We start from the raw sequence: 20,897 nt of genomic DNA, 5'->3' as shown, positions 1-20,897 counted from the left end.
CCAGGGCTCTGCGGGGAGGGCGGCCGGTCAGTGCGACCGGTCGCCCGTCACTTACTTGCGGTCGAGCATGTCCAGCGCGAGGTGCGCGAGGGTTCGGATCGCGGCAGTGTTCTGCGCGGTCGTCGGCGTGGTCAGCGCCAGGTACTTCTCCAGGTCGCTGCGCCACGTTGCCGCCTCGTCGGTGGGCACGGTGAGCAGTGCCCGGACCGCGGCGACCTCGGTGGTAGTGAGCTCGCGGTCGAACGGCACCTCCAGCGAACCGGGCGCGATCCACATCGCGGGACCGGTGCGCTTGGCGGTGGTCGCAGGCGACACGTCGACCGAGTCGGCTGGGCGGGGCAGGGTGATCTGGTCGAAGCGGGTCACACCGACACCCGGTACATCGAGAACGCACAACGACCGGCGCCAGTGGACAGCGCCAACCCGGCACCCGTGCCCTGCATGACCTGCACCTGCAACACGTCGCCCTCCTCGAGAACCACCGTGGCGAAACAGTCCACGAACGTCGTGATCGAAGCCTCAGCGCTGGCGGCGTTGAACCCGACCTGGACGTCGTTGAGGAGGATGCGGATGTAGCGGCGGTCGTCGGAGTTGATGACGAACGCGACTGCTGCCTTGACGTCGTAGAGGCCGGGGATCTTCACGGTCGCGGAGGTGGTCGTGTAGTCGACCATCTGCACGAACTCATCGAGCCACGCCTCAGGGGTGTACCACTCGCCGGTCGGCACCACAGCCGGAGCCATGCGGCGCACGAGGTAGGGGTTCCACACGACCGCGCCATCCATCGGCGCTTCCACGTTGTCGACGCCCACGACAATGCGGGTGGAGGTGTCGACCTGGACGAGCGTGCCCGACGGCGTGGTCTCGGTGAGGCGGCCCTCGAGCGACGACGGCACCTCGTGGGGCACTGGTTCCTCGCCCTCGTCGATCTGCACGTAGGCGGTGATCCGGTTGCGCTGCTCCCCGGCAGCCGACAGTGACAGCACCTGGTCGTCAGCCGCAGCAGATGCCGCGAGCGGGTCGATGAGCAGGATCGTGGAAGCGTCCTCGTCGGCCGAGACGTAGGCGAGCGCGGTGCCGTTGAGTGACAGCAGCCCGCCGAACTCGTCGAACTCGGCCGTCCAGTCCACCGGCAGCACGGCCTCCCCGGCAGCGACGTCGGCGGTGAGGAGTGTGCCGGCGGGGATCGCGGTGACGTTGTCGAGGGTGCCGCGCTGGATCACCGCTTCCTCCTCTTCGTGGGCTTCCGTGAGGTGCCGGTGACGCGCACGGACCCGTAGGACCCGCGGCGGGTGTTGTGGTGCGACCCGAGCGACATCGTGGGCCCGTCGCTGCCAGCGGTCCACGCGCCCACGATGGGGAACGACGCGGTGCGGATGGTGCACTTCTCGGTCCGGCCGGGGATGCGAATCTCGGCGTAGTCCATCGGGTCGACAGCGAAGAACGGCAGCAGGTCACACGACACGTTGGTGGAAAGCGTCACGAGCTGGTTGACGCGGGTCCGGCCGAACTGCGCGAGGGCAGTGGACGAGAGCGAGTCGTTGTCTTCGCCGAAGTCGATGTCGGACCATGCGACACCGCCGCGCTGGAGCGACGTGGGGGAGTAGGCCCCAATCGCGGGCACGTCGGCGCGCAGGGTGTTCCGACCGCCACCCGTCCACCGGTTCTTCAGCGTCGACATGTCGGTGGCGAACGTGGGCTCGGACAGCACCGCGCCCTTCTCGCCGTCCCACGAGAACACGGGCGACGACGCGGTGGGCCAGGGTCGGAGGATCGCGGTCCCGGCGCCGTCCCAGTAGAGCTGGCAGCCGAGTAGCGACGCAGCCTTCCTCAGTGCCGCGAGGGGCGTCATCTGGTCGGACGCACCACCGAACTTGATGTCGGAGGTGAGCCGCTTCGTGAACACCGTGGAGGACGGGATCAGCATCTTCGTCTCGCCCGTGGAGACGAGGTAGTTGCGGATCGCGTCAACGATGCGGGAGCCCTTGCGGAACGTCTGTGCGGGGACACCCCGGTTGTGGAAGCAGTCCTTGCCTTGCGCTTCGATGCCCCAGAGTCCGCCGCCGTTGTCGTTGGAGACGTGGGGGCGGCCGGTGAACGTCGGCACCCACAGCCACTTCGACAGCGACTCGATCCACATGCCCTGCTCGACGCGGATCAGCCTGCGGGGTGCGATCTCGGGGTCGAGGTGCGCGCCCAGGGTGTCGGCGAAGTCGAAGAACGTCCCCTGGAAGGTGCGGTCTACGCCGCCGTCTGCTTCGGGGACGAGGTTCCACTGGCCCTCGGTGAACGCGATCGGTGGCACGTCGACTAGGAGCTTGTGGTTGAGGTCCAGGATCTTGACGCGGTTGGCGATCCGCGAGGGGAGCAGCGTCTGCTGCTTGTAGGCCGCCCAGTCGGTTGCGGACCAGCCGGAGGGGATCGCCACGTCAGTCCTCCGCGCCGGTCACGTCCGTGTCGAACTCGTCCACCTGATCCACCGTGAAGTCGACCTTGTGCATCATCGACGGCCGCACCGCGTCCGACGACAACACCGGACTGAGCATCGACACCGTCACCGGCACGTTCTCAAAACCCCATATCAGCCGACACTCGCGCGTCGGGTTCGCCCGCACCGTCGCCACATCCGCGAGCTGCTCGAGCACCGGACGGTCGCCGTACGGGTGCAAGAAGCCGCTCACGTTGCCACCCAGACCACCCAGCGACATGACGCGCTTGATCGGCGCCTGAGCGAACGGGCTCCGGTACATCACCGACGCCTCACCCTTCGACAGGTTGTCGCCAGCAGACGGGCCCGCCACGTTGAACCACGCACCCGACAACGGTTCGTAGATCACCAGACCGTTGAGGTCGAACTGCACCGACACCGCCGACGACGCCAGAGACATCTTCCCAGCCACCACCGCGTGCACCTTGTACACCGACTCCCGGTTCGGCTCAACCGACCAGTCCTCGAAACGCCACGTCGTGCTCGACACCTGATGCTCGCCGCCGTCGAACCGCGCCACCTGCAAACCGTTGCGGTACACCACGAACTCGTCAGCCGCACCAGTAGCCCGCGACCACGACAGCCGCACCACCGGACGCTCAGCCGACACTTGCGCTGAGAAACCCGTCACGCCAGTCGTCGCAGCAGTCGGCGTGATCGTCCACGACCAACGCCGCTCCACATACCCAGGGTCACCAGGAGACGCCACACGACCATCGACGTCATCCCACACCCGCAGGACCGACGTCAGGGTCGCCTTCGACGACACCTTGAACGACGACGCCACCGGAGTCCACGAATCGTCATCCGACGCCACCACACCCGAGTCGTACAACACCCGGTTCGAGGCGTCACGGATCTGGAGCTGGAACTGCGTCTGCCCAGCGAACGTCCAGTCGTGCTGCGGCGTCGGGTCGTTCGACGTGCCACCAGGAGTCGGCAGCGTCGTCGTCAACACCGGGTAGTCCTCGCGCGTCACCGTCACCGGCAACGACCACAACGACCAACCCAGCGACCCGTACTGCCGGAACCGCAGATCAGCCGACCCACCGTCAGCGAGACCAGACCAACCCGCGGCGTTCGTGTTCACGTTGCCCAGGTTCGTCACAAGGTCGCCCGAATCCCACGACGGAGCAGCGAACGAACCGCCCACCACATCCGCCTGAGCCTGCACCTTCGTGATGTCCGACGACGCAGCCCACGTGAACGTCGGCTTAGCGACACCCACCACACCATCCGGGGACACCTGAGCCGGCGCCGGCGTCTCCCGGGCGTACTCCAGAATCAACCGCGGGTACTGGGTGGCGTTCGTGCGGCCGTAGAAGAACCGCGCCACGTCCTCCGAGCCGAGGATGCGGTGGCCGTAGTACTTCGCGCCCGACGCGATCAACTGGAAGTCGTCGGTCAAGTCGATCTCGTGGGCGCGCGCACCCGCCGGACCACCCGTGCGAGCAGTCGAACCCGCCGCCAGAATGTTCGACACCGAGTTCTTCCACGTCATCTTCGAATACGTCCGCGGACCACTGATCCGCTGAGCCGTCAAAGTCCGCGTGCCACCCCAGACACCGGTCGCCCACAGCTGCAACTTCGCCGACAGCACAACCGAGCCACCCAAGTCGCGGGGGAGGCCGAACTGCACGAACGAATGCGCCTGGCCCGACTTCACCGCAAGCTGCGACTGAGCCGCAGCAGACAGGGCACTCGTCGGCTTCGTCGAAGAAATCCGCGTCGAGGCGGTGACCTTGCACGTGACCTTAGTAACCGCCATACGCCGGAGCCGTCCTCTCGACCATGCTGGTCATCTCACGGTCGTCTGCGATGGCGTCCACGATCATGCCCTCGATGTCAGCGGGACCGAACGGGGTCATCAGTTGGCCCGAGATCCGCAGGCCGGACAGCGACGGGGCCGACGAAGACGACCCGCTGCCGTAGTACGCGCCGCCACGGTTCGCCGACGCGATGCTGGACTTCACCGCATCCAACGCCGTCCCGCCGTCAGCCAGTCGGTTCGCGTTGATCGCCTTCAACAGGTCGCGGTGACGGTCAGCCTGGCCGTAACGGTTGGAGATGACCTCTTCGCCGTCAGCAAGCAGGTAGTGGTGGCGGTCTGCGTAGGGCATGCCCGTCTTGGGAACCGAGCCGCCGTCAGCGGACGCCCGCATCCCGCCGACCGAGAACGTCGTGGTTCGAAGCGTGTTGATGCGGATCGTTGAGGTGGCTACCCGTCCGTTCAACGAGTTCAACTCGGCCCGCACGCCAAAGATCGCCCGAGACGCCTGGTCGAGAACGCTCAGCCGCGGCCTGGGGTTCTGACGATCAAGCAGGCGAGCCGAGGCAATGACCGCGTCGACCTGACGCTTCGTGCCCGCGCCGCCCTGCTCGCGGATCAGCGTGCGAATCTGGCGGGGGGTCAGGTTGTAGCGGCGCGTCAGGTCCACGACAGCCGACCGGGTGCGCTCGAGGCCGTTCTGCCGGATCTCGGTCTGCACCTTCTTCGGGAGCGACTTGATTGCACCCGAGAACCGCTCAACCTTGCCTGCCGACCCGGTCATGTTCCGCTCAACAGCGTCGCCGTACTGGTCGACCGCCTGCTTGCCGCGAACGAACGTCCGGTTGGCCCGACCGATCTCGCGGTCGGTGGCGTTAGCGAGCTGCTTGAGTCGCATCGCACCCTCGGGACCGGCCGCCTGGAGCTGCTTGATGAGGCCGTCACGCAGGCCGCGGTTGGCCGCACGAATGCTGTTGGTAGCGAACCCCTGGAGCGCCGCATTCTGCTGCTCGAGCGACCGCAGCCACCCATTGAGCGACACCTCGGCGTTGTTGACGTCGGCACCGAGGCCAGTGAAGGCGGCGCCCGTCGAGTTCGCAGCAGTGCGGGCGGCGGCCAGAGCGGCGGCCTGCTTCTTGGCCGAGTCCGCCGTGAGGTTCATGCCCTTCGCAAGCAGACCCTGCGATTGGAGAATCGACCCGGCCGCACCAAGGGCGGCGCCCGCGTTCATCGATCCAGCGAGCTCGCGCTTCGCCTTCTCGGCCGCACGAGCAGTCCCGTCCAGCAGCGACATCAGCATCGTCGCCCGAGCCTGAATCGCCCCGATGTCGAACGGGTTGTTGATCGGATCGTTCATCGACTTCGACCACTCGCGCTGCTTGGCGGTGATCTGGTCGTAACTCGCAGCCATGCCCGAGACGTCCATGTCGGACATGGCTGCGTTAGCCCGAGTGATCGCGTCGCGCACGTCGTCACTGGCGGCGCGAAGGTCCATCATCGCGCCAGCCGTGGTGCCAATCGCCGCACCCCACGGGCCAGCCATCGTGCCCAGCAGGCCCAGCGAGACCGTGTTTGTGACGCCGATGCTGTCCGCAGCGCCGGACGAGGCCAGAGCAAGACCGCCGACGAGAGCGCCAGCCTTTCCGGCCGCAGCGCCCATGCCGGTGAGCGAAGTGCGCAGACGGTCAGACTCGACCGTGCCCTGCTTGAGCAACGGGATCGGCACCATGCCCGACGTCGTAGCGCGGGTCTGTGCCTGCGAAGCGCGCGCTGCGCCGTAGTCGGAGCGCATCGTGGTGAGCTGCTGGCGACGAGTAGGCGCCGCCGGCACTCCGGTTACGGGAGCCTTGGTGCCGCCGCCGAAGAACGCCGTCTTGGACAGCGCCGCGGTCGCCTGGAGCGCCCGGTTGTAGAGCGCTAGGGCGGCAAGCGCGGTGAAGATCGGGGTACCGAGGTCAGAGTCGGCGATCGACGCGATGACGTTGGCGACGGCCTCGAGCCCCGCGAGAACCGGACCACCCAGCGGAGCCGCAGCCTGGACGATCTGCACCACCATGTTGGCGATGGCGCCGAACGTCTCAGCGACCTGCGGACCCGTCGTGCGGACGTAGTTGATGAAGTCGGCGAAACCCTGCGTCTCGGACAGGCTCGAGGCCCAGTCATCGAGCTTGCCGGTGGTGTTGACCAGGAACGACCCAAAATCGTCGTTCAGCGGGTCGAAGGCCATCCACAGTTCAGCCATCGCGTGAGCGATGTTGCCGACACCCGTAGCCATCTGACGAAGCGCCGGAGCCGAATCGGTCGCCAGGAAGTCGAAGAACTCAGCCCACCGCGGACCAGCCAGTGAACCGCCCGCGTCAGCCGCGATGTCACCGAGCTCGCCGGATACGGCGGCGATGATGCGCTCCACCTTCGGGAGCGCCGTTTCGATCTCGCGCAGACCCTCGACGAAGCCGGGGAACATGCCAGCAGCGGCGGTGTCGCGCAGGCCCTTGAGGGCCGGAGCCATCTCGCGGATCTGCCGCACGAACCCCTGAGCCTCGGGCGAGATCGCAGACATCGCCTCGCGGGCCTTGTCCAGGTTCTCGGCCGTCGGGTTGATCGCAGCCTCGTTGGCGGCCTTGAGTGCGTCACCGACGCCCTGGAACGCGGCGATCATCGTGCCGCCAGCGATGGCCGCGAAGCCCATCGACGCAGCGAGACCGGAGATCGCCGGGATGCCGACAGCGCCGATCGGGACCAGGCCGGGACCGAGGACGGCAACGGCCTGCGCGATCAGCTTGAGACGACCCGAGAACTGGTCGATCTCCTTGCCGCTTCGCTGCGTGGACCGACCAACCTCGTCGACCGACTTAGCCAACTGCTGGTTAGCGCGCGACGACTCGACCGCACCCTTGTTGAGGCCCTTGACCTTGTCGTTGAGCATTTGGATCGCCGCAGCAGCCTTGACGGCCTCGGGCGGGAAGTTCGTCTCGAGGTCCAATACGACGGACTCGCGGCGCACGGCCATCTCGGCGCCCCCTGTCGGTCGATTTGAAGTTGGATCTCTAGCGCCGCGAACGGTCGCGGCTTACTCTCAACGACATGAGCGCGCCCGCAGGCTGGCACCCCGACCCCGAATCCCAGGGCGTACTGCGCTACTGGGACGGACAGGTCTGGACCAACCACCGCGCGCCAGGTCAAGCCGCCACGGCACCCAAAGACCAGTCGGCGCTGGTCGCACTCGGGTTCGCCCTGGCGATCCTGTTTCCCATAGGCGGGTTCATCGTCGGGATCGTGCTCGAGCGCAAAGAGTCCTGGTGGATTCTCACGCTGTCGCTGCTGTTCGGCTTCGGATGGTTCTACGTGTTCCTGCGCCTGAACTCGGGCTACTAAGCCTGCCGCTCCGTCTGGAAGGTGTCGTCGGGCGACAGGTCCGTCGGGTGCACACTGACCGTCACGCCGTCGTCGTAGTGGTAGGGCGTCTGCGGCGAATACTCCTTCGCCCACCGCTTGCCCGTGCCGTCGTGGAACGGCTCCTTGGCGTGCAGCTCGCGCCACTTCCGTTCGGCGACCTTCTGCGCCCGATCCCGATAGCAGACGTTGCGGTGCGGATACCAGACCCGCTGCTCGTCGCCACACAACTCGGGGTCCAGGCCGCAGGTCGGACACCGCGGCACCGAGTCGTCAGCAACGATCTCGGCGTAGTCAGGCAGGTCGGCGAACTGCGACCCCGTGAGGCCGTAGAGACGACCTAGGCGGATGTCTCGTCGAAGATCGGGGGACCGTCGGAGAACTTCAACAAGCGAGGGTCCGGCCCCACGCCCCCGGTGTTCTCGGTCCAGGCTGCCGCCCAGATATCTTCAAACTGGCCTTCGGAAAGCTCGTCGTCAAGCCACGCCGTCATCTTCGCGGGCGTCTTCTTTGGCGTTAGGACCGTGCGAACCTTGGGGTCGTCAACATCAACGAACGCCAAGAGGGCCGACGGGAAGGTGTCGGTGTTGAAGTTGAACTGCACGTCGTCGGGCAGCGTCTCCTTGACCGTCTCCCCGTCGCGCTCCACCTCGTGGGTGCGGGGCGGGTGCTCGAGCCGCAGTTGGCGGAACCGGCGACGACCAATGTGGCCGACGATAACTTCAGTGGCACGCTCGGCGGCCTTGTCGACGAAAGCGTCAAAGTCAGCCTCAGCCTTCTCCCACGCCTCACGCAAACTCGTGCTCTCCAGCGCATCGCCGGCACGTAGCGGGGCGTGCTCCTCGCGGTCCAGCGCCTCAAAGTAGCGGCCCTGAGCGACCGCAGCCTTTTGGCGCAGGTCGATCAGTCGCGCCTTGTCGTCGCCGTCATAGATCGTGACCTTCGTGCTCATGGGAACTCCTGTCGAGGTGGTCGAGGAGTCGAGGTAGGGACGTGCGGCCGGCCCTCGACAACCGGCCGCACGTCGTCAAGGGGCTCAGGCAGCGACGGCCACGTTGAGCTTCTTCGGACCCGTCTGCGCGAATGACTGGACGATCGCCACCACGGCGCCCTCACCTTCACCCTCGGGGGTCTCGTGCTGCTCGCCGGCCTCCACCGGGTACACCGTGACCTTGTCGGTCGCGGTGATGTCCAGGTCGCGGTTCTTGCCCAGTCGGTACACGAGGTAGCCCGTGGTGCCGGCAGGGAACTTCTCGAACGCCTTGCGGCCCTCAGCCAGCGCCGCCGACTGCGGGTCGAACGAATAGCGGACCTCACCGATCGACGCCTGCGACTCACCGACGAACTGGTACGTCTGGCCGTCACCTACGCGCTTCGGAGCGGTCGCCATGTTCGTCGACAGCGACGGCTTTGCGGCCGAGGCGTAGAACATGTAGGTCACGTCCAGCGAGGACGTGCCGGTCAGCTCGGTCACGGTCGGCACGGCCGGGTTCGCGAGCGTGGGGACGAAGATGATCTTCTCCCGCAGATACCACTTGGCATCAGCGGGGCGAGTCGGGGCAGCCATCAGTTGCTCTCCTTCTGGGTGGGGGCCTTCTGGCCGCTCTCCTTGGCGAAGACCGGAGCGGCGGGGTCGCCGTTGTGGTCGAGCGCCGGGTGATCCTTGGAGTTCTCCGAGAACACGGTGTAGGCGTCGGGGTTGGCCTCCACGACCGACGCGATCTCGCTGTACTCGTGACCCGTGCTCTTGTCGCGAACACGCAGATAGTCGGGCATGGCTGTGCTCCCTTGTCGGGTTGGTTGGTCGAACAGGTGGGGTGGCGCTAGTTGTCGAAGACGTAGCTCGAAGAGCCGCTAAACCAGCCCTCGTCAGGCACGATCGGGTCGTGCTCCACGGAGTCGACGCCGACACCAGCGGTCGAGCCGTCCTCGAAGGTGAGGAACTGGTCCTTGAGGGCGCGGCGAGCGACCTCGCGCTCGTTCTGTGCGTCGCCGTAGATGCGGCCAACCGACAGGATCGAGATCCGCCACGCACGGGCGCCACCAGAGCCACCGACGCGGCGGGTGGACTCGGGGCGCTCGGTGAGGACGACTTGGTTGTAACGCTCCGGCTTCGTCGTCATGCGGTTGAGGTCAGCGAGCGACTGGGCGTTGGAACCCTGCGCGCGGAGGGCGGCGATCACGACGGCGAGACTCTTGGCCTCGCTCACCAGAACCAGCCGTCCACCATGTCGCGGACTTCCTTCGCCACGACCGGACCCATCAGGTCAGCGGAACGCGCCAGGTCAAGGTGAGGGCCGGACTGGTTGCGTGAACCGAACTCGAACGACATCCCGCCCTGGGGCCGGTTCGCGTCCGGGCCGTAGGTGGCGGTGAACGACGCACCGAAGCCGCCGACGTACGCGCCGGTCTCCCAGGTGAACGCACGCGGGTACAGCTTGCCGTGAGTGCCAGACGACTTTCGGGCATTGTCGCGGGCCACGGTGTTGCCGACGATGCCGGCCTGTCGCATCGTGGCCTTGCAGTCGCGGACGGACTTGGCGGGGAGGGCCTTGAGGTCGCGCTCCAGACCGTCAAGCGTGTTGCGGACGACCCTCACGAGTCATCACCGGGCCAGCGGTGGGGATCGGCCTGCTGTGCGCGGTCAATCCGGTCGAGGCGGTGGGTGTTGCGCGACCGACGATCTACCGCAGCGCCCATTGACCTAACGGCGTCGGCGAGGTTTGCAAGGCGCCCAGAGAAGTCGTCGTGCATCACGATCTCGACACGTTGGCGACGCGCAGCCATCACAGCACCTCCGGCTTCTGGTCCTCGACCACCGGCACGCGGCGGGCGGTCTGCTGATCGGCTGCGGACGCCTCGACGACACGCAGCCACCGGCCGGCGTGCTCGCCAGCCGTGACGCGCAGCAGGTCGCGGTCTGCGAGGTCCGTCTGCCAGGTGGGCAGGTGACCCTCCTGCGTGGCGATCTCCACCTCGGAGTCGCCCACACGCAACGTCCTCGAGCCCGTGGTGCTGCGGGGGCTGGCGAGACGGAACGGGACGTCGGTGGCGATCGTGGTGAAACTGCGGACCGTGAAGCCGGCCGCGTCAGTCTCTGGGGGGTCGGGGTAGGTCTCGCGGTGGATGGTGACGCGGGACGTCATTCGGGACTCGGTTCGACGACGCGCGTGCGCAACGAGTCGATCAGTCGGCCCAGGTGCTGCCACCGTGGGGGTAGGAGTGACCGGGATCGGTGGCATCGGTCAGCGCCCCGGAGTGATGGTGAACGCACTGCCGCCGACCGACCGCGGCGACAGGCGCCGGAGCTCGGCAGCGGTGAAGTAGAGGTCGTTCGACTGTGACCGCTCGCCGTACGTGCCGGCATGCTTGTAGTCGTCGATCGACTCATCGAACGTCGTCAGACCCTCGGGGTTGTTCAGCACCCGCAGCGAGGCGTCGATCACCACGTCGGCGACCGTCTCCGCGGCCACCTCGCCCGACGCGATCCGAGCCTCAAGGCCGGGCAGTTCAGCGACGAGCGCGCGCCACGTCCGATCCAGACGAGCCTGGACGCGGTCGCGCTCATCGTCAGCAAGGGGGCGCCACAGGATCTCCAGGTCTTCGACCGTTGCAGGGTTACCCATGACGCCCCCTCCCGACTACTTGCCGTCCGACTTCTCGGCCTGAGCCCAGACGTCGGGGTTGTCGATCTGTTTCGCCACCTCGGCGGGCACGTCACTGTCGGGGCCGTACTGCTGCCCGTCGACCGTGACGTACACCGCCAGCTTCTTGCTGGCCGCCATCAGGCGACGTCAGCGATCAGCAGGCGACGCGGGTTCTCCAGGACCGGCATACCGACCGCGTCCACGTAGGAGAACTGACGGAAGGGCGGGCCCTCCTTGATGACGACACCGACGATGCCGGGCGCGTCCGCGAACGACAGGTCCGTCTCGGCCGCGCCGACGAGCTCCAGCGCCGTGGCGGTGATGCCCCAGGCGGTGTAGCCGACGTTCTCGCCGAACAGGATCACCCGGTCGTCGGGGATGACCTTGGTGGAGACCCCGTCCACGTCCACGTTGGAGTCGTAGACCAGCGACACGGGCGGCAGGCCGAACGCAGCCAGAGCCGCGTCCAGAGCCGGACGGGTCACCAGGCCGGGAGCGCCGGCCAGGCTGGCGGCCAGGCTGCGGATCTCGGCGTTCTGGAGCATGTAGTTCATCGCCCGGGTGGAGACGATCATGCCGGTCGGACGCGAGCCGTTGGTGGCGACGTAGACGTTCACCCAGTCCGTGAGGTTGGCGATGATGGTCGCCGACGCCACGTTCGACCACAGGGTGGCCGGGGCCACGATGTGGTTGGCGGGGACGCCGAAGTCGGCCTCCATCGTCAGGTTGCCCTCGCCAGCAAGCGTGAACTTGCCGTCGGTGAGGACGTCACCTCGAGCCTGCTCCATGCGGGCGCGAACCTCGCGGGTCAGGTTGGTCGCGTCGTCGTAGATGGCGTCCACGATCGCGGCCTGGTTGGTGCCGCCGAGCCGGGCGAACTCCAGCTGGAGACGCTCGAATTCACCGACACTCACCGAGGACGACAGCGGCGGCAGCTTGACCTGCTTCGTCGCCACAGTGTCCCGCTCGGAGACGTGCAGGCGAGCGTCGAACGCCCGGAACCGCGCGGTCCGGTTGGTGCGGGTCAACTCCGAGAGGTCGACCGTGTTCCGGTTGAGCACGCGGTCGGGGAGGATGGTGTTGAGCACCTGGTCGGCCGGCGAGGGGACCTCGCGGACGAACGTGGTGAGAGCGTCCGGGGTGACCGGACCGTCGAAGACGATAGCCATGAGTCAGTTCCTTCCGATCAGGAGAAGTCGATGAGCGGAAGGGCAGCCGCGCCGCCAGCACCGAGCGAACCGGTGCCGGACGAGAACGGGAGCTTGCTCGTCTTGACGAAGCCGTGACGCACGAGAGCGCCGCCGACCTTGGACGTGGGGGTCGCGAACCGCACCGAGCTGAACAGGATGCCGGCGCAGGCGCCGGTGCCCGAGTACGGCCCACCCGCGGGGGAGATCGCGGTCCCGGACGGCAGGTAGCCGTTCGGGAAGTGGGTGCCCGCCGTGAACAGTGAGGCGTCGAGGGTGATGCCGGGGTTGGCGCCAGGGTCCGTGCCGTGCTGGCTCAGGAGCCAGCTCCGCTTCTCCGCCTGGTAGCCCGTGCTGACGACAGAAATGTCAGTCATGTGGGTTCCTAACTACTTGGGGTTGAGGCGGACGGACTGGTACCGATCCGCTTACTGCTGCGTCCCGGCGCGCTGCTTGCCGAAACGTCGTTCTGCCTCAGCGAGACCATCCGCGGCCTTGCTGGGCCTCCCCTGCCCGCCGCCCTGGGTGGGGTCGGGGCGGGGAGTGTTCTTGCCCTCGTCGATCAGGTAGGGCTCGTCCTTCGCCAGATCAGCGAGGAGCGTCTTGATGGCCGCCGCGTCGGGGGTTCCGTCGTCGGAGACCTTGACGTCACGCAGGTCAATCGCCTTGACGGCGAGGCCCGGGTTGCGGAACTTCTGCTCGGCCGCCAAGGCGCGGGCCTCGGCGTTGACCAGGCGCGTGTTGGCTGAGGACTGAACCTCGGCCGCACCCTCGGCGCGCGCCTTAGCGACGGCCTTCTCGAGCTCGGTCGCGTTGGCGGCGTCGAGCTCGTCGACCCGTGCGGCCTTGGCCTTGAGGTCGGCGTAGTCGGGGAACTTGTCTGCGGCCACACGCTCAGCGCGCTTGAGCACGATCGCGTCAACCTCGGCCTGCGTGAACGTCTTGTCCGCCGGGGGGTCGACCGGGGGATCTTCTGCACCGCCAGCGATCGGGTAGACCGGGCGTCCGTTCGGCAGGAAGCCGATCGGCTGGATTGCCTCGCCGCGCGCGAACGCGGACAGGGTAGGGGTGAGCGTCTTCTTCATGGGCGTGGCTCCGTAACCTCGTCAGGTGCTGCACCGTCCTTGAGCGCGGACGTGACGCCTTCCGCCGAAAGGCGGGAAGATTCAGCGGATGTAGCCGAACTGGGCGAGCAGGGCGACCGCCTCGTCTCGGTCAGTCCCGGCCAGGCGGTAGATGCCTTCGGGCGTTGGGCGACCCGCGCGGGCGAGGACGCGCCCCGCCTCTTTGAGGCCGGCGGACTTGGCTCGCACGTTGACGACGCGGCCCATGTCGGCACCAGCTGCGAGTGCCGCGGTGTCAGCCTTCGAGAGTCCTCGCACCTGGCCGGTGGCAGCCAGGTCTTCGGGGCTCTGACGCAAGGGGCTCGCGACCGTCGTGGGGATCATGAAGCAGTCGCAGTTCGGGTGTCGTAGGAACCCGTCCGAGTAGCGGTAGACCCGACCTGCAAGTAGCGCACACCGAGAGCAACAGGGGAGCGAGACGAAGCGGACGTGGTGGACGTCCTCGCGGACCGCCACCGAGACGGATTCAGCCGCCCGGCCGGCGTCCTGCACCAGCGACGCCACCAGCCGCTCGAACTCGGCGTCCGTGTCGGTCTGCTCAGCCATCGCCGTGAACGACTGCACATCGGTGGTGAACGCCAACGAGTTGAGGATCGCCTCGGCCTCGACCGCGATCTCTTGCTCAACCAGCATCTGCGCGACAGCCCGCTCCGAGAGGAGTGCCTGTGTCGCCTGATAGGTGTTCACCAGACCTGCGACAGCAGCGGCCCCCTGGGGGCGAACCTTCAGCGCAGCGGCGGCGGCCTGCTGTGCAACCAGGGCTGACGTGGCGTAGTGGCTACTGGCTGACGGCGGGGGCTGTGCTGCCATTGCCAGTCACCTGGGCCGCGAGTGCAGCCGTGATGGGGTCGAAGGCTTCCTCGCGCAGCTCGGTCTCGATGACCTGGATCTGCTTGGGAGACTTGCCCATCGTGCGCAGCGCCTCACGCCGAGAGAACAAGCCCTGTGCATGGAGCTTCACGGCACCGTCGGCAGCCTGGGCCAGCGTCGGGGTGGCCGGGCTGCGCCAATCAGTGACCATCTCGACCAACAGCAGGTCGATCTCGCCAGTGACGAGACGGTCGGCGGTCCGCTGAGTGTCCTCGAGGCCATCCGAGGCAAACTCCTGCTTCTCCTCGCAGATCCCGATCAGGCCCTCCTCCTCTGCGCGGATGCTGCCCTCAGAGGGGGCGTCACCACTACCGCCGCGAAGAACGAAGTAGCGCATCGGGAGACGGGTCACGTTCGCAACGAGACCGGCGTACATCTCGACGATCGTCTTGAAGTTGCTCAGGTCCGCAGCAGAGAACTGCCCGAACTTGGCGTCCTTGCTCGACGTGGCCCACACCGCACCGAAGTAGGACTCCCAGGCGCTCAGCGCCTCACCCGTGTCCGGGTCCTTGAAGTCCGCAGCCGTCATGCCGGCCGCGTACCGCTGGGGAAGTGCCATGACCTCGGTCGCGACCTGGGCGTTGGTCAGCGCGCGAGCGGCGGCGTCAGTGAGGCCGATGATGGGGATGATCTCCGACGTGCCATAGCGGTCGTCGGAGGTGCCGCGGTTGACCAGCGGGTGCACGGGGACGCGGCCGAGGTTGTGCTCGTCGCGCTCGCCCTCCTGCTCCCACTGGCCGGCTTCCATCGTGATCCAGATGGTGGCGTCGGGGTAGTACAGGACAGCCTTCGGGACCTTGCGGCCAGCGACGTCCTCGGAGTAGAAGCGGGCAGCGACCGTCACCTTGCGGTAGCGGTTCGACCACTCGTGGATCATCTCCAGCGGCGACTCGACCGTGATGAGCGGCGTGCCGGCGTCGTCCTCGTTGGTGCCGACACAGAGGTACCCGCGACCACAGACCAGCATGTCGACCAGCGCCATGCGGAACTCGCCGTCGAGGTTGTTGGCCTGCCAGCGGCGCCACATCTCGGCGTCCGCCTCACCGTCGAGCAGGAACCCCTGCGGGCGAAGACGAGAGACCACGGCATCCACGTAGGTCCGCGGCCACGCCACGATCGTCGTGAACTTCCGCAGATCCTCCGGCACCGCCAGACCCAGCTGCTCGAGGCGCTGGAGGCCGTCGTAGTAGTGCCGTAGCGACTTAAACCCCGGCACCCGCTGGTTGTTGACCCAGTGGTCGCGGGCGTCACGGTCGAGACGCGACTTGAGGCGAAGGAGTGTGTCCGTCTCATCCTTGGTCAGCGGCACAGCGGTCACCAACCTCTCTAGCGGCGGAAGACGAGCACGGTCGTATCGGACTCATCGGCGGCGGTGGCGTCCATCGCCTCGCGCATGGCAGTGACGGCGGCGGAAACGCCGTCGATCTTCTCGGCGGCTCTGGCCTTGTCGGGCTTGACGTTCCCGGAGGGGTCCATCGCTACGGCCAGGTTGTCGACCATCCATCGCATGACGGGATCGCCGCCGTGGATATAGCGCTTGGACAGGACAAGCCGCAGGACTTCCTTGAGCGGCGCCGACATCGTGGCGAAGCCCTGGCCGACAGGGACGCAGGTAATGCCTTCGTCACCCAGTCGCCTCACGACGTCATTGGCGCCCCAGCGGTCGAATCCGAGCGTCTTGACGTCGAACGTCTCTGCGTCCTTGAGGATCTGGGTCACGATGAAGTCGTTGTCGATCACGTTGCCGGGCGTGGTCGTCAGGCGACCCTCGCGGACCCACACTGTGGCTTCGCCGGCCGTGCGGCGGTCCAGATCCTTGAGGCGATCCTCGGGCAGCCAGAACCGCCACAGCAGCTCGTGCTTGTCGCCGTCAGGGAAGTCCCAGCACAGCGCCGTGAGGTCGTTGACACTTGCGAGGTCGAGCCCACCGTGGCAGGTGCGGCCCTTGAGCGTTTCGGGCACCACCAGGCCGGCGGATGCATCCCACGAGGGCAACTCGAGGTACTTGGTGTCCTGCTTGGTCCGGCGTCCAAGGTGTAGGCGCAGGAACTTTGCCAGGTCGGCGGGGGAGTCCTTCGCCCGCGCGGCTTCCTTCGCCAGGTACGAGCGCGTCGGCGAGATCCCGAAGCCAGGGTTGGCCTTGCGCCATGTCGCCTCGGCGAACGGGTCGTCGGTCTCCTCTACCGCCCAAATGACGCCGTACGTGGTCGAGTCGTGCAGCACGCGCTGGGCCAACTGCTCGATCCGGTTGCGCTTCCGCGCGTAGATCGTGCCCGGTCGACCATCGTCGGCGGTCGTGATCGTCGCAACCAGCGGCTGGTCGCGCGAGCCGGTGCCAGTCTCTAGCGTCTCGACCATCTCGGCCGACTTGTGGACGTGCAGCTCGTCGATCACAGCACAGTGGATGTTCGCGCCGTGCTGGGCATCGGCCACCGACGAGATCGCCTGAAAGTACGACGCCGAAGCCGGGTGGACGATGCGACCCGTGTACGCCTTCAGGTGACCCTTGAGCGCCGGAGCCTTGTCGCACATCGCCTTGATCGGCGCGAACACGAAGCCCGCCTGGGCCGTCGTAGTCGCAGCGGCGATGACCTCCGCGCCCGACTCGCCGTCGGCTGCGGTCATATAGATCGCGATGCCGCCGAGCGTCGTGCTCTTGCCGTTCTTGCGAGGGATGTCCACGTAGAGCTCGCGGACAACGCGAACCCATCGGTCGGCGTCCTCGTCGAAGCGCACCCACCCGAAGACGGGCGCCAGGACGTAGGCGACCTGCCACGGGTCAGGCTTGAGCGGGGTGCCCGCCCACTTGCCCTTCGTGTGGCGTAGCAACCCAAACGACACGAGCACCTTGTCAACCCGCTCAGGGTCGAACTGGGCGCCAGGGCACGTCTCGCCAGGCTCAGGGGTCTTGATGAGCGGCGGACAGTCGGGGAGCGCGATGCCGCGCGAGACCAAGTACCAGGCGACCTCGGGGCTGAGCTTCAGCCGCGCCAAAGTGTCGGCGTCAGGCAGTTCGACGTCAGCCGGAGAAGGGGTTGCTGTCCTCCGCGCCATCGTCGCCCACCTGTCCTAGAGCCATCTCGGCCACGGGGGAGAGGCCAAACTGACCGGCGAAGGCTCGGAGCTCGCGACCCGCGCTGCGAGCGATGCCCACCGCCGGATGCGGGAGCATCCCCTGCTTGGCCTCGATCGTCAGGCCCTCGGTTGCGACCAGGCGGACAGCGACGACGTAGGTCGACCACGTCTCGCAGTAGGCCGCCAGGACGGCACGGTCCTCCTCCTTGAGGAGGTCGAGCCGCTGTAAGCCGGGTACCACCCGGGCCCACTCGGCGGCGGCCTCGGCGCTCAGCCAGTCAGGTGCGGTCGGCGGGACGCGCTTGAAGTTCGGGGGCTCCTTGACCTTGCGGCCACCAGAGTCTGTGCCATTGCCGCGGCCCTTGAGGAGCTGCAAGGCGGCCGGCTGTTGTGCTCCCATGACGCCGACCCCCTATCGCTGAGGTTGAGATTGCGTGAGTTGACCTGCCCCCCGGTCCCGATAGGGGGTGTCGCGCCCCCCCCTCCCCCTGGGGTCAGGCGGCGAGGTTTCCCGCGCGTCGCGAGTTGCACGACAGGCAGCAGGTCCGGGCGTTAGCCAGTGAGTGGGGGCCACCAGCAGCGAGCGACACGACGTGATCGACAGTCGCTGAGGTCAGCACGTAAGGATCGGGTGGCGTACAGGTGATGCCGCACTCTTGGCACAGCCAGTCGTCGCGGTCGAACACAACCCCGCGGTCGAACTCATCCACGATCCGCGCGCCGTATCGCTTGGCCCGCGTGATCGCATCTCGGCGCCAAGTGTACGGGTCGGCCGGCGCGTGGTGCTCGCCCCACTGCACGGCGGTGCGGCAGGTGACCGAGCAGGTGGGTGCGTACTTGCTCTCGACCCTGCGCCTGACCTGAGTGCCGCACACCACGCACGCCACGTCATGCGTGCGGTGGCGTTGCTCTGGGGTGTAGCGCGTCTGGTTGTAGTGGGTGCCGCACATGCCGCGAGCCACATGCTTGCGAGTGCAGGCGCCGATGGTGCAAGTACGATTAGCCATGTTGGTTCCCCTTCCGAGGGAATCGACCAAGCCCCCGGCGATTCGCAGTCGCGCGGGGGCTACCTGTTCTCTGTTGAGTTAGCGGCGGCCCGAGGTTGCACGGTTACAGGACACGTGCTCGGGTCCGCGGTACTTGCTGCGGTCGTTGTCGTCATGCCCAAGGTCGAACGGCTCGTTGCCTGAAATCAGGCGGCGGCATCGCCAGCACTGGACCAGTCCGAGCGCAACGCGCGGGGCCCAACGCCGGCGTTCCGCTTCGTGGGCCGCGCCGTAACCGCGCTGCTGTCGCGTACCTCGAGCCTGGTCCTTGGCCCGGTCGCAAGGTGGGCAGCGACCCGGGCCCGCGTGAAGCTGTTTGCAGTCCGGGCATCGGCTTGCCGGCGCGGTGGCCACTACCCGAACCGCAGCCCGATCACGTTGATGTTGACCGCAGCAAGCAGGGCGATGTTCGTCTTGAATGACACGACGCACCCGGTTGCGGTCTGGCTCTTGATCCCGGGCGTGGTGATGTTGACGACCCCGGTTGCCGCGTCGAGGACGGGCAGCGCCACGTAGTTGGCGTCGGGGAACGGCGCGTCCCACGTGACAGCCAGGTCGACGGTGGCACCGAGCGCGAGGGTGGCTGCACTGCTGACGCGCTTGAGCTTGAACGTTGCAGCCTTCGCGATGAGCGCGTTGATGGCAGCCCACTGCGCGGCGTGTGTCACCTCGGACGCAGGGATCGCAGCGCCGAGGGTCGCAGCCAGTGACTCGAGGCTGGCCTGCTGGGTGGCGAGCGTGGCCTGTCCGCTGGTCAGGGTGTTGAGTGTGGCGTCGCGGGTGAGCACCATGTTGCGGGCGTTGGCGCCGGTTGCCTGGGCGGTGGTAGCTGCCTGCATTGCCGCGTCGATCTGGGACTGGAGACCGGATAGGTCTTGTCCGACGATGCCGATGACTCTGAGCGCCACGTCAGGCTCGCACGACGGTGACGGTGGGTGTGCCGGCGCTGATGAGCTTCACCTTGTCTTGGGTGGTGCTGCTGTTCAGGGTGTGCCGGTTGTCGACGCTGAGTACGCCTGCGGGGATGGGGTAGCAGTGCTGTCCCGCGATGGTGGGGTCGCTGCCGTCGACGGTGTAGAACACGGCGGCGGTTCCGTCGCTGATGATGTCGACGGACTCAATGTTGTCGGCGAACGCCACGGTACTGATCTGGGTGGCAACCAGCACCACTCCGTGCGCCGCGACCTTCCCAGCCGCCACTGTCACGTCAGGCATCAGACCTCCAGCGCCTCGAGAGCGATGAACGAGAGGTAGTCGTCGAGCAGGTCGTTGAGGTGTTGGTGCCGCTTGTCCCAGCCGCTCGGGTAGGGACCGGGCACGCGCACGACGCAGACCTCGCGCTTGGCCTGCCGGTTCTCATCAAGTACAAAAGCGAGTAGTTCCTCGCGGCTAACGACCGGCACACTCACGGCCGGTCCTCGCGCGCAACCCCAGCGATCACGCCCACCGCTTCGGTGAAGGCATCGAGCGCAACCCGCTTGGCCTCGCTGAGCTCTTGCGGGTAGCCGCTGTCAGCCACGACCACAACCCGCAGGAAGTCGTCGTCGGGCCAAGACCGACTGATGGTCACCTTCGCCATGCCGCCACCTCTTAAGCGTTGAGGTTCAGGTCGCCGGAATGAAGTTCTGCCGCTCGCATCAACTGGAAGCACGCTGGTGTCTGCCGTCGGACCTAAGCCGCGGCCGGGGGTTGTTGGAGTGCCAGGTGCGAGGGCAAGTAGTGGGTGGGTGGTTATGCAAGCTGGCCGCAGTGTCGCCCGTGATGGCCTGTCCGGGTCTGGTCCGATGCCTCGGTAATCCAGCTGACGACGCTGCGGTTCCGCCGTCACTCCTCGCGCCTACTCCGGAAAGCCCGGCATCCAAACGGCGCTACGTTGTGCCGACCGTGCGTGGCGCTGGGCTCGCGTCACGGTCGGGGATCGTGGGGTTCCAGTTCGGCGTCATCGACAGCCGACCAGTAGGCGTAGCAAGAGCGACACATCAGACCGCCCGTGTTGTTGGCCGGCGAGCCACATGAGCAGTCAGCCATGCGAGCACTCGCTGCAACAGTCGCCGTCAGCTACCGACTGGCAAGCCACCGCGATCAGGCGGCAGTACCGGCAGCGGACAGTCGCCGGGTCCGTCTGACCCTGGGCAATCATGCAGTTCTTGTGGGGCTTCACGGCCACCACGGCCAGTTGCGGTAGACGTGGTCGATCGCGTCGCCAGCGGTCTCGAAACCGACCATGGCGAAGTTCCAGCCGCGGCTGGAGATGACCCAGCCGTTGCCAGCCTTACGAACTCGGAACGGGGCGCTCATG

28 protein-coding genes are annotated in these 20,897 nt (G+C 67.1%); 1 reads left to right on the top strand and 27 read right to left on the bottom strand.

Annotated elements, in window-relative coordinates; all coding sequences use genetic code 11:
- Positions 1-51 precede the first annotated feature (51 nt).
- Genes EDD33_RS13070 through EDD33_RS13050 form a run of 5 tightly spaced genes read right to left on the bottom strand, consistent with a single transcriptional unit; the run spans position 52 to position 7,266 of the window.
- Complete coding sequence (locus EDD33_RS13070) at positions 52-366, bottom strand: hypothetical protein (protein WP_123391391.1); 315 nt, start codon at positions 364-366, stop codon at positions 52-54.
- Complete coding sequence (locus EDD33_RS13065) at positions 363-1,223, bottom strand: hypothetical protein (RefSeq protein WP_123391390.1); 861 nt, start codon at positions 1,221-1,223, stop codon at positions 363-365. Before EDD33_RS13065 ends, EDD33_RS13070 begins: the two co-directional genes overlap by 4 nt.
- The gene (locus EDD33_RS13060; protein ID WP_123391389.1) at positions 1,220-2,428 is read right to left on the bottom strand and encodes a hypothetical protein; all 1,209 of its coding nucleotides are present in this window, start codon (positions 2,426-2,428) and stop codon (positions 1,220-1,222) included. The genes EDD33_RS13065 and EDD33_RS13060 overlap by 4 nt, the downstream gene beginning before the upstream one ends.
- 1 nt (position 2,429) lies before the next feature.
- On the bottom strand, positions 2,430-4,256 hold the full coding sequence (locus EDD33_RS13055; RefSeq protein ID WP_123391387.1) for a DNRLRE domain-containing protein: 1,827 nt from the start codon (positions 4,254-4,256) through the stop codon (positions 2,430-2,432).
- Positions 4,243-7,266 (bottom strand): hypothetical protein, encoded by a 3,024-nt coding sequence (locus EDD33_RS13050; protein ID WP_123391386.1) that lies wholly within the window; start codon positions 7,264-7,266, stop codon positions 4,243-4,245. The genes EDD33_RS13055 and EDD33_RS13050 overlap by 14 nt, the downstream gene beginning before the upstream one ends.
- A gap of 74 nt (positions 7,267-7,340) precedes the next feature.
- Here EDD33_RS13050 and EDD33_RS13045 point away from each other — a divergent pair, with 74 nt between their 5' ends.
- Positions 7,341-7,631: a DUF2510 domain-containing protein gene (locus EDD33_RS13045; RefSeq protein ID WP_123391385.1), complete on the top strand. Its 291-nt coding sequence runs from the start codon at positions 7,341-7,343 to the stop codon at positions 7,629-7,631.
- Here EDD33_RS13045 and EDD33_RS13040 read toward each other — a convergent pair.
- From EDD33_RS13040 to EDD33_RS20070, 22 genes are all read right to left on the bottom strand, one after another.
- On the bottom strand, positions 7,628-7,879 hold the full coding sequence (locus EDD33_RS13040) for a hypothetical protein (RefSeq protein ID WP_148077081.1): 252 nt from the start codon (positions 7,877-7,879) through the stop codon (positions 7,628-7,630). The two genes, EDD33_RS13045 and EDD33_RS13040, sit on opposite strands and share 4 nt — an antisense overlap.
- Positions 7,880-7,989: 110 nt before the next feature.
- Positions 7,990-8,601 (bottom strand): hypothetical protein, encoded by a 612-nt coding sequence (locus EDD33_RS13035; RefSeq protein WP_123391383.1) that lies wholly within the window; start codon positions 8,599-8,601, stop codon positions 7,990-7,992.
- 84 nt (positions 8,602-8,685) lie between these two features.
- Positions 8,686-9,216 (bottom strand): phage tail tube protein, encoded by a 531-nt coding sequence (locus tag EDD33_RS13030; protein WP_123391382.1) that lies wholly within the window; start codon positions 9,214-9,216, stop codon positions 8,686-8,688.
- Entirely contained in the window at positions 9,216-9,425 is a 210-nt protein-coding gene (locus tag EDD33_RS13025) for a hypothetical protein (protein ID WP_123391380.1), read from the bottom strand. Before EDD33_RS13025 ends, EDD33_RS13030 begins: the two co-directional genes overlap by 1 nt.
- A gap of 47 nt (positions 9,426-9,472) precedes the next feature.
- Positions 9,473-9,859: a hypothetical protein gene (locus tag EDD33_RS13020; protein WP_123391379.1), complete on the bottom strand. Its 387-nt coding sequence runs from the start codon at positions 9,857-9,859 to the stop codon at positions 9,473-9,475.
- The gene (locus EDD33_RS13015; RefSeq protein WP_123391378.1) at positions 9,856-10,248 is read right to left on the bottom strand and encodes a hypothetical protein; all 393 of its coding nucleotides are present in this window, start codon (positions 10,246-10,248) and stop codon (positions 9,856-9,858) included. Before EDD33_RS13015 ends, EDD33_RS13020 begins: the two co-directional genes overlap by 4 nt.
- Before the next feature lie 187 nt (positions 10,249-10,435).
- Entirely contained in the window at positions 10,436-10,891 is a 456-nt protein-coding gene (locus EDD33_RS13010; protein WP_281274166.1) for a DUF6093 family protein, read from the bottom strand.
- Between the two features lie 3 nt (positions 10,892-10,894).
- Positions 10,895-11,275: a Gp19/Gp15/Gp42 family protein gene (locus EDD33_RS13005; RefSeq protein ID WP_123391376.1), complete on the bottom strand. Its 381-nt coding sequence runs from the start codon at positions 11,273-11,275 to the stop codon at positions 10,895-10,897.
- Positions 11,276-11,290: 15 nt separating this feature from the next.
- A complete protein-coding gene (locus tag EDD33_RS20080) occupies positions 11,291-11,434 on the bottom strand; it encodes a hypothetical protein (RefSeq protein ID WP_170169815.1) in 144 nt (47 codons plus the stop codon).
- Positions 11,434-12,465 carry a major capsid protein gene (locus tag EDD33_RS13000; RefSeq protein WP_123391375.1) on the bottom strand — a complete coding sequence of 344 codons (1,032 nt, stop codon included), beginning with the start codon at positions 12,463-12,465 and terminating at the stop codon, positions 11,434-11,436. The genes EDD33_RS20080 and EDD33_RS13000 overlap by 1 nt, the downstream gene beginning before the upstream one ends.
- Positions 12,466-12,482: 17 nt before the next feature.
- Entirely contained in the window at positions 12,483-12,860 is a 378-nt protein-coding gene (locus EDD33_RS12995) for a head decoration protein (RefSeq protein ID WP_123391374.1), read from the bottom strand.
- 51 nt (positions 12,861-12,911) lie between these two features.
- A complete protein-coding gene (locus EDD33_RS12990; RefSeq protein WP_123391372.1) occupies positions 12,912-13,568 on the bottom strand; it encodes a hypothetical protein in 657 nt (218 codons plus the stop codon).
- An 81-nt stretch (positions 13,569-13,649) separates the two neighbouring features.
- On the bottom strand, positions 13,650-14,294 hold the full coding sequence (locus EDD33_RS12985; RefSeq protein WP_123391371.1) for a hypothetical protein: 645 nt from the start codon (positions 14,292-14,294) through the stop codon (positions 13,650-13,652).
- A 91-nt stretch (positions 14,295-14,385) separates the two neighbouring features.
- Positions 14,386-15,786 (bottom strand): phage portal protein, encoded by a 1,401-nt coding sequence (locus EDD33_RS12980; RefSeq protein ID WP_170169814.1) that lies wholly within the window; start codon positions 15,784-15,786, stop codon positions 14,386-14,388.
- Positions 15,787-15,803: 17 nt separating this feature from the next.
- Positions 15,804-17,471 (bottom strand): terminase large subunit, encoded by a 1,668-nt coding sequence (locus EDD33_RS12975; RefSeq protein WP_211332539.1) that lies wholly within the window; start codon positions 17,469-17,471, stop codon positions 15,804-15,806.
- A gap of 25 nt (positions 17,472-17,496) precedes the next feature.
- The gene (locus EDD33_RS12970) at positions 17,497-17,952 is read right to left on the bottom strand and encodes a phage terminase small subunit P27 family (protein ID WP_123391368.1); all 456 of its coding nucleotides are present in this window, start codon (positions 17,950-17,952) and stop codon (positions 17,497-17,499) included.
- 94 nt (positions 17,953-18,046) lie between these two features.
- A complete protein-coding gene (locus EDD33_RS12965; protein WP_123391367.1) occupies positions 18,047-18,502 on the bottom strand; it encodes an HNH endonuclease in 456 nt (151 codons plus the stop codon).
- 449 nt (positions 18,503-18,951) lie between these two features.
- The gene (locus tag EDD33_RS12955) at positions 18,952-19,506 is read right to left on the bottom strand and encodes a hypothetical protein (protein WP_123391364.1); all 555 of its coding nucleotides are present in this window, start codon (positions 19,504-19,506) and stop codon (positions 18,952-18,954) included.
- Between the two features lies 1 nt (position 19,507).
- On the bottom strand, positions 19,508-19,813 hold the full coding sequence (locus EDD33_RS12950) for a chitobiase/beta-hexosaminidase C-terminal domain-containing protein (RefSeq protein WP_148077080.1): 306 nt from the start codon (positions 19,811-19,813) through the stop codon (positions 19,508-19,510).
- Positions 19,813-20,007 carry a hypothetical protein gene (locus EDD33_RS12945; RefSeq protein WP_148077079.1) on the bottom strand — a complete coding sequence of 65 codons (195 nt, stop codon included), beginning with the start codon at positions 20,005-20,007 and terminating at the stop codon, positions 19,813-19,815. Before EDD33_RS12945 ends, EDD33_RS12950 begins: the two co-directional genes overlap by 1 nt.
- Entirely contained in the window at positions 20,004-20,177 is a 174-nt protein-coding gene (locus EDD33_RS20075; RefSeq protein WP_170169813.1) for a hypothetical protein, read from the bottom strand. Before EDD33_RS20075 ends, EDD33_RS12945 begins: the two co-directional genes overlap by 4 nt.
- Before the next feature lie 578 nt (positions 20,178-20,755).
- Complete coding sequence (locus EDD33_RS20070; RefSeq protein ID WP_170169812.1) at positions 20,756-20,896, bottom strand: hypothetical protein; 141 nt, start codon at positions 20,894-20,896, stop codon at positions 20,756-20,758.
- Between the last annotated feature and the right edge of the window lies 1 nt (position 20,897).

It is taken from the genome of Nocardioides aurantiacus (genome assembly GCF_003752505.1).
Lineage (GTDB): Bacteria > Actinomycetota > Actinomycetes > Propionibacteriales > Nocardioidaceae > Marmoricola > Marmoricola aurantiacus.
This window is presented reverse-complemented; position numbering and strand designations above follow the sequence as displayed.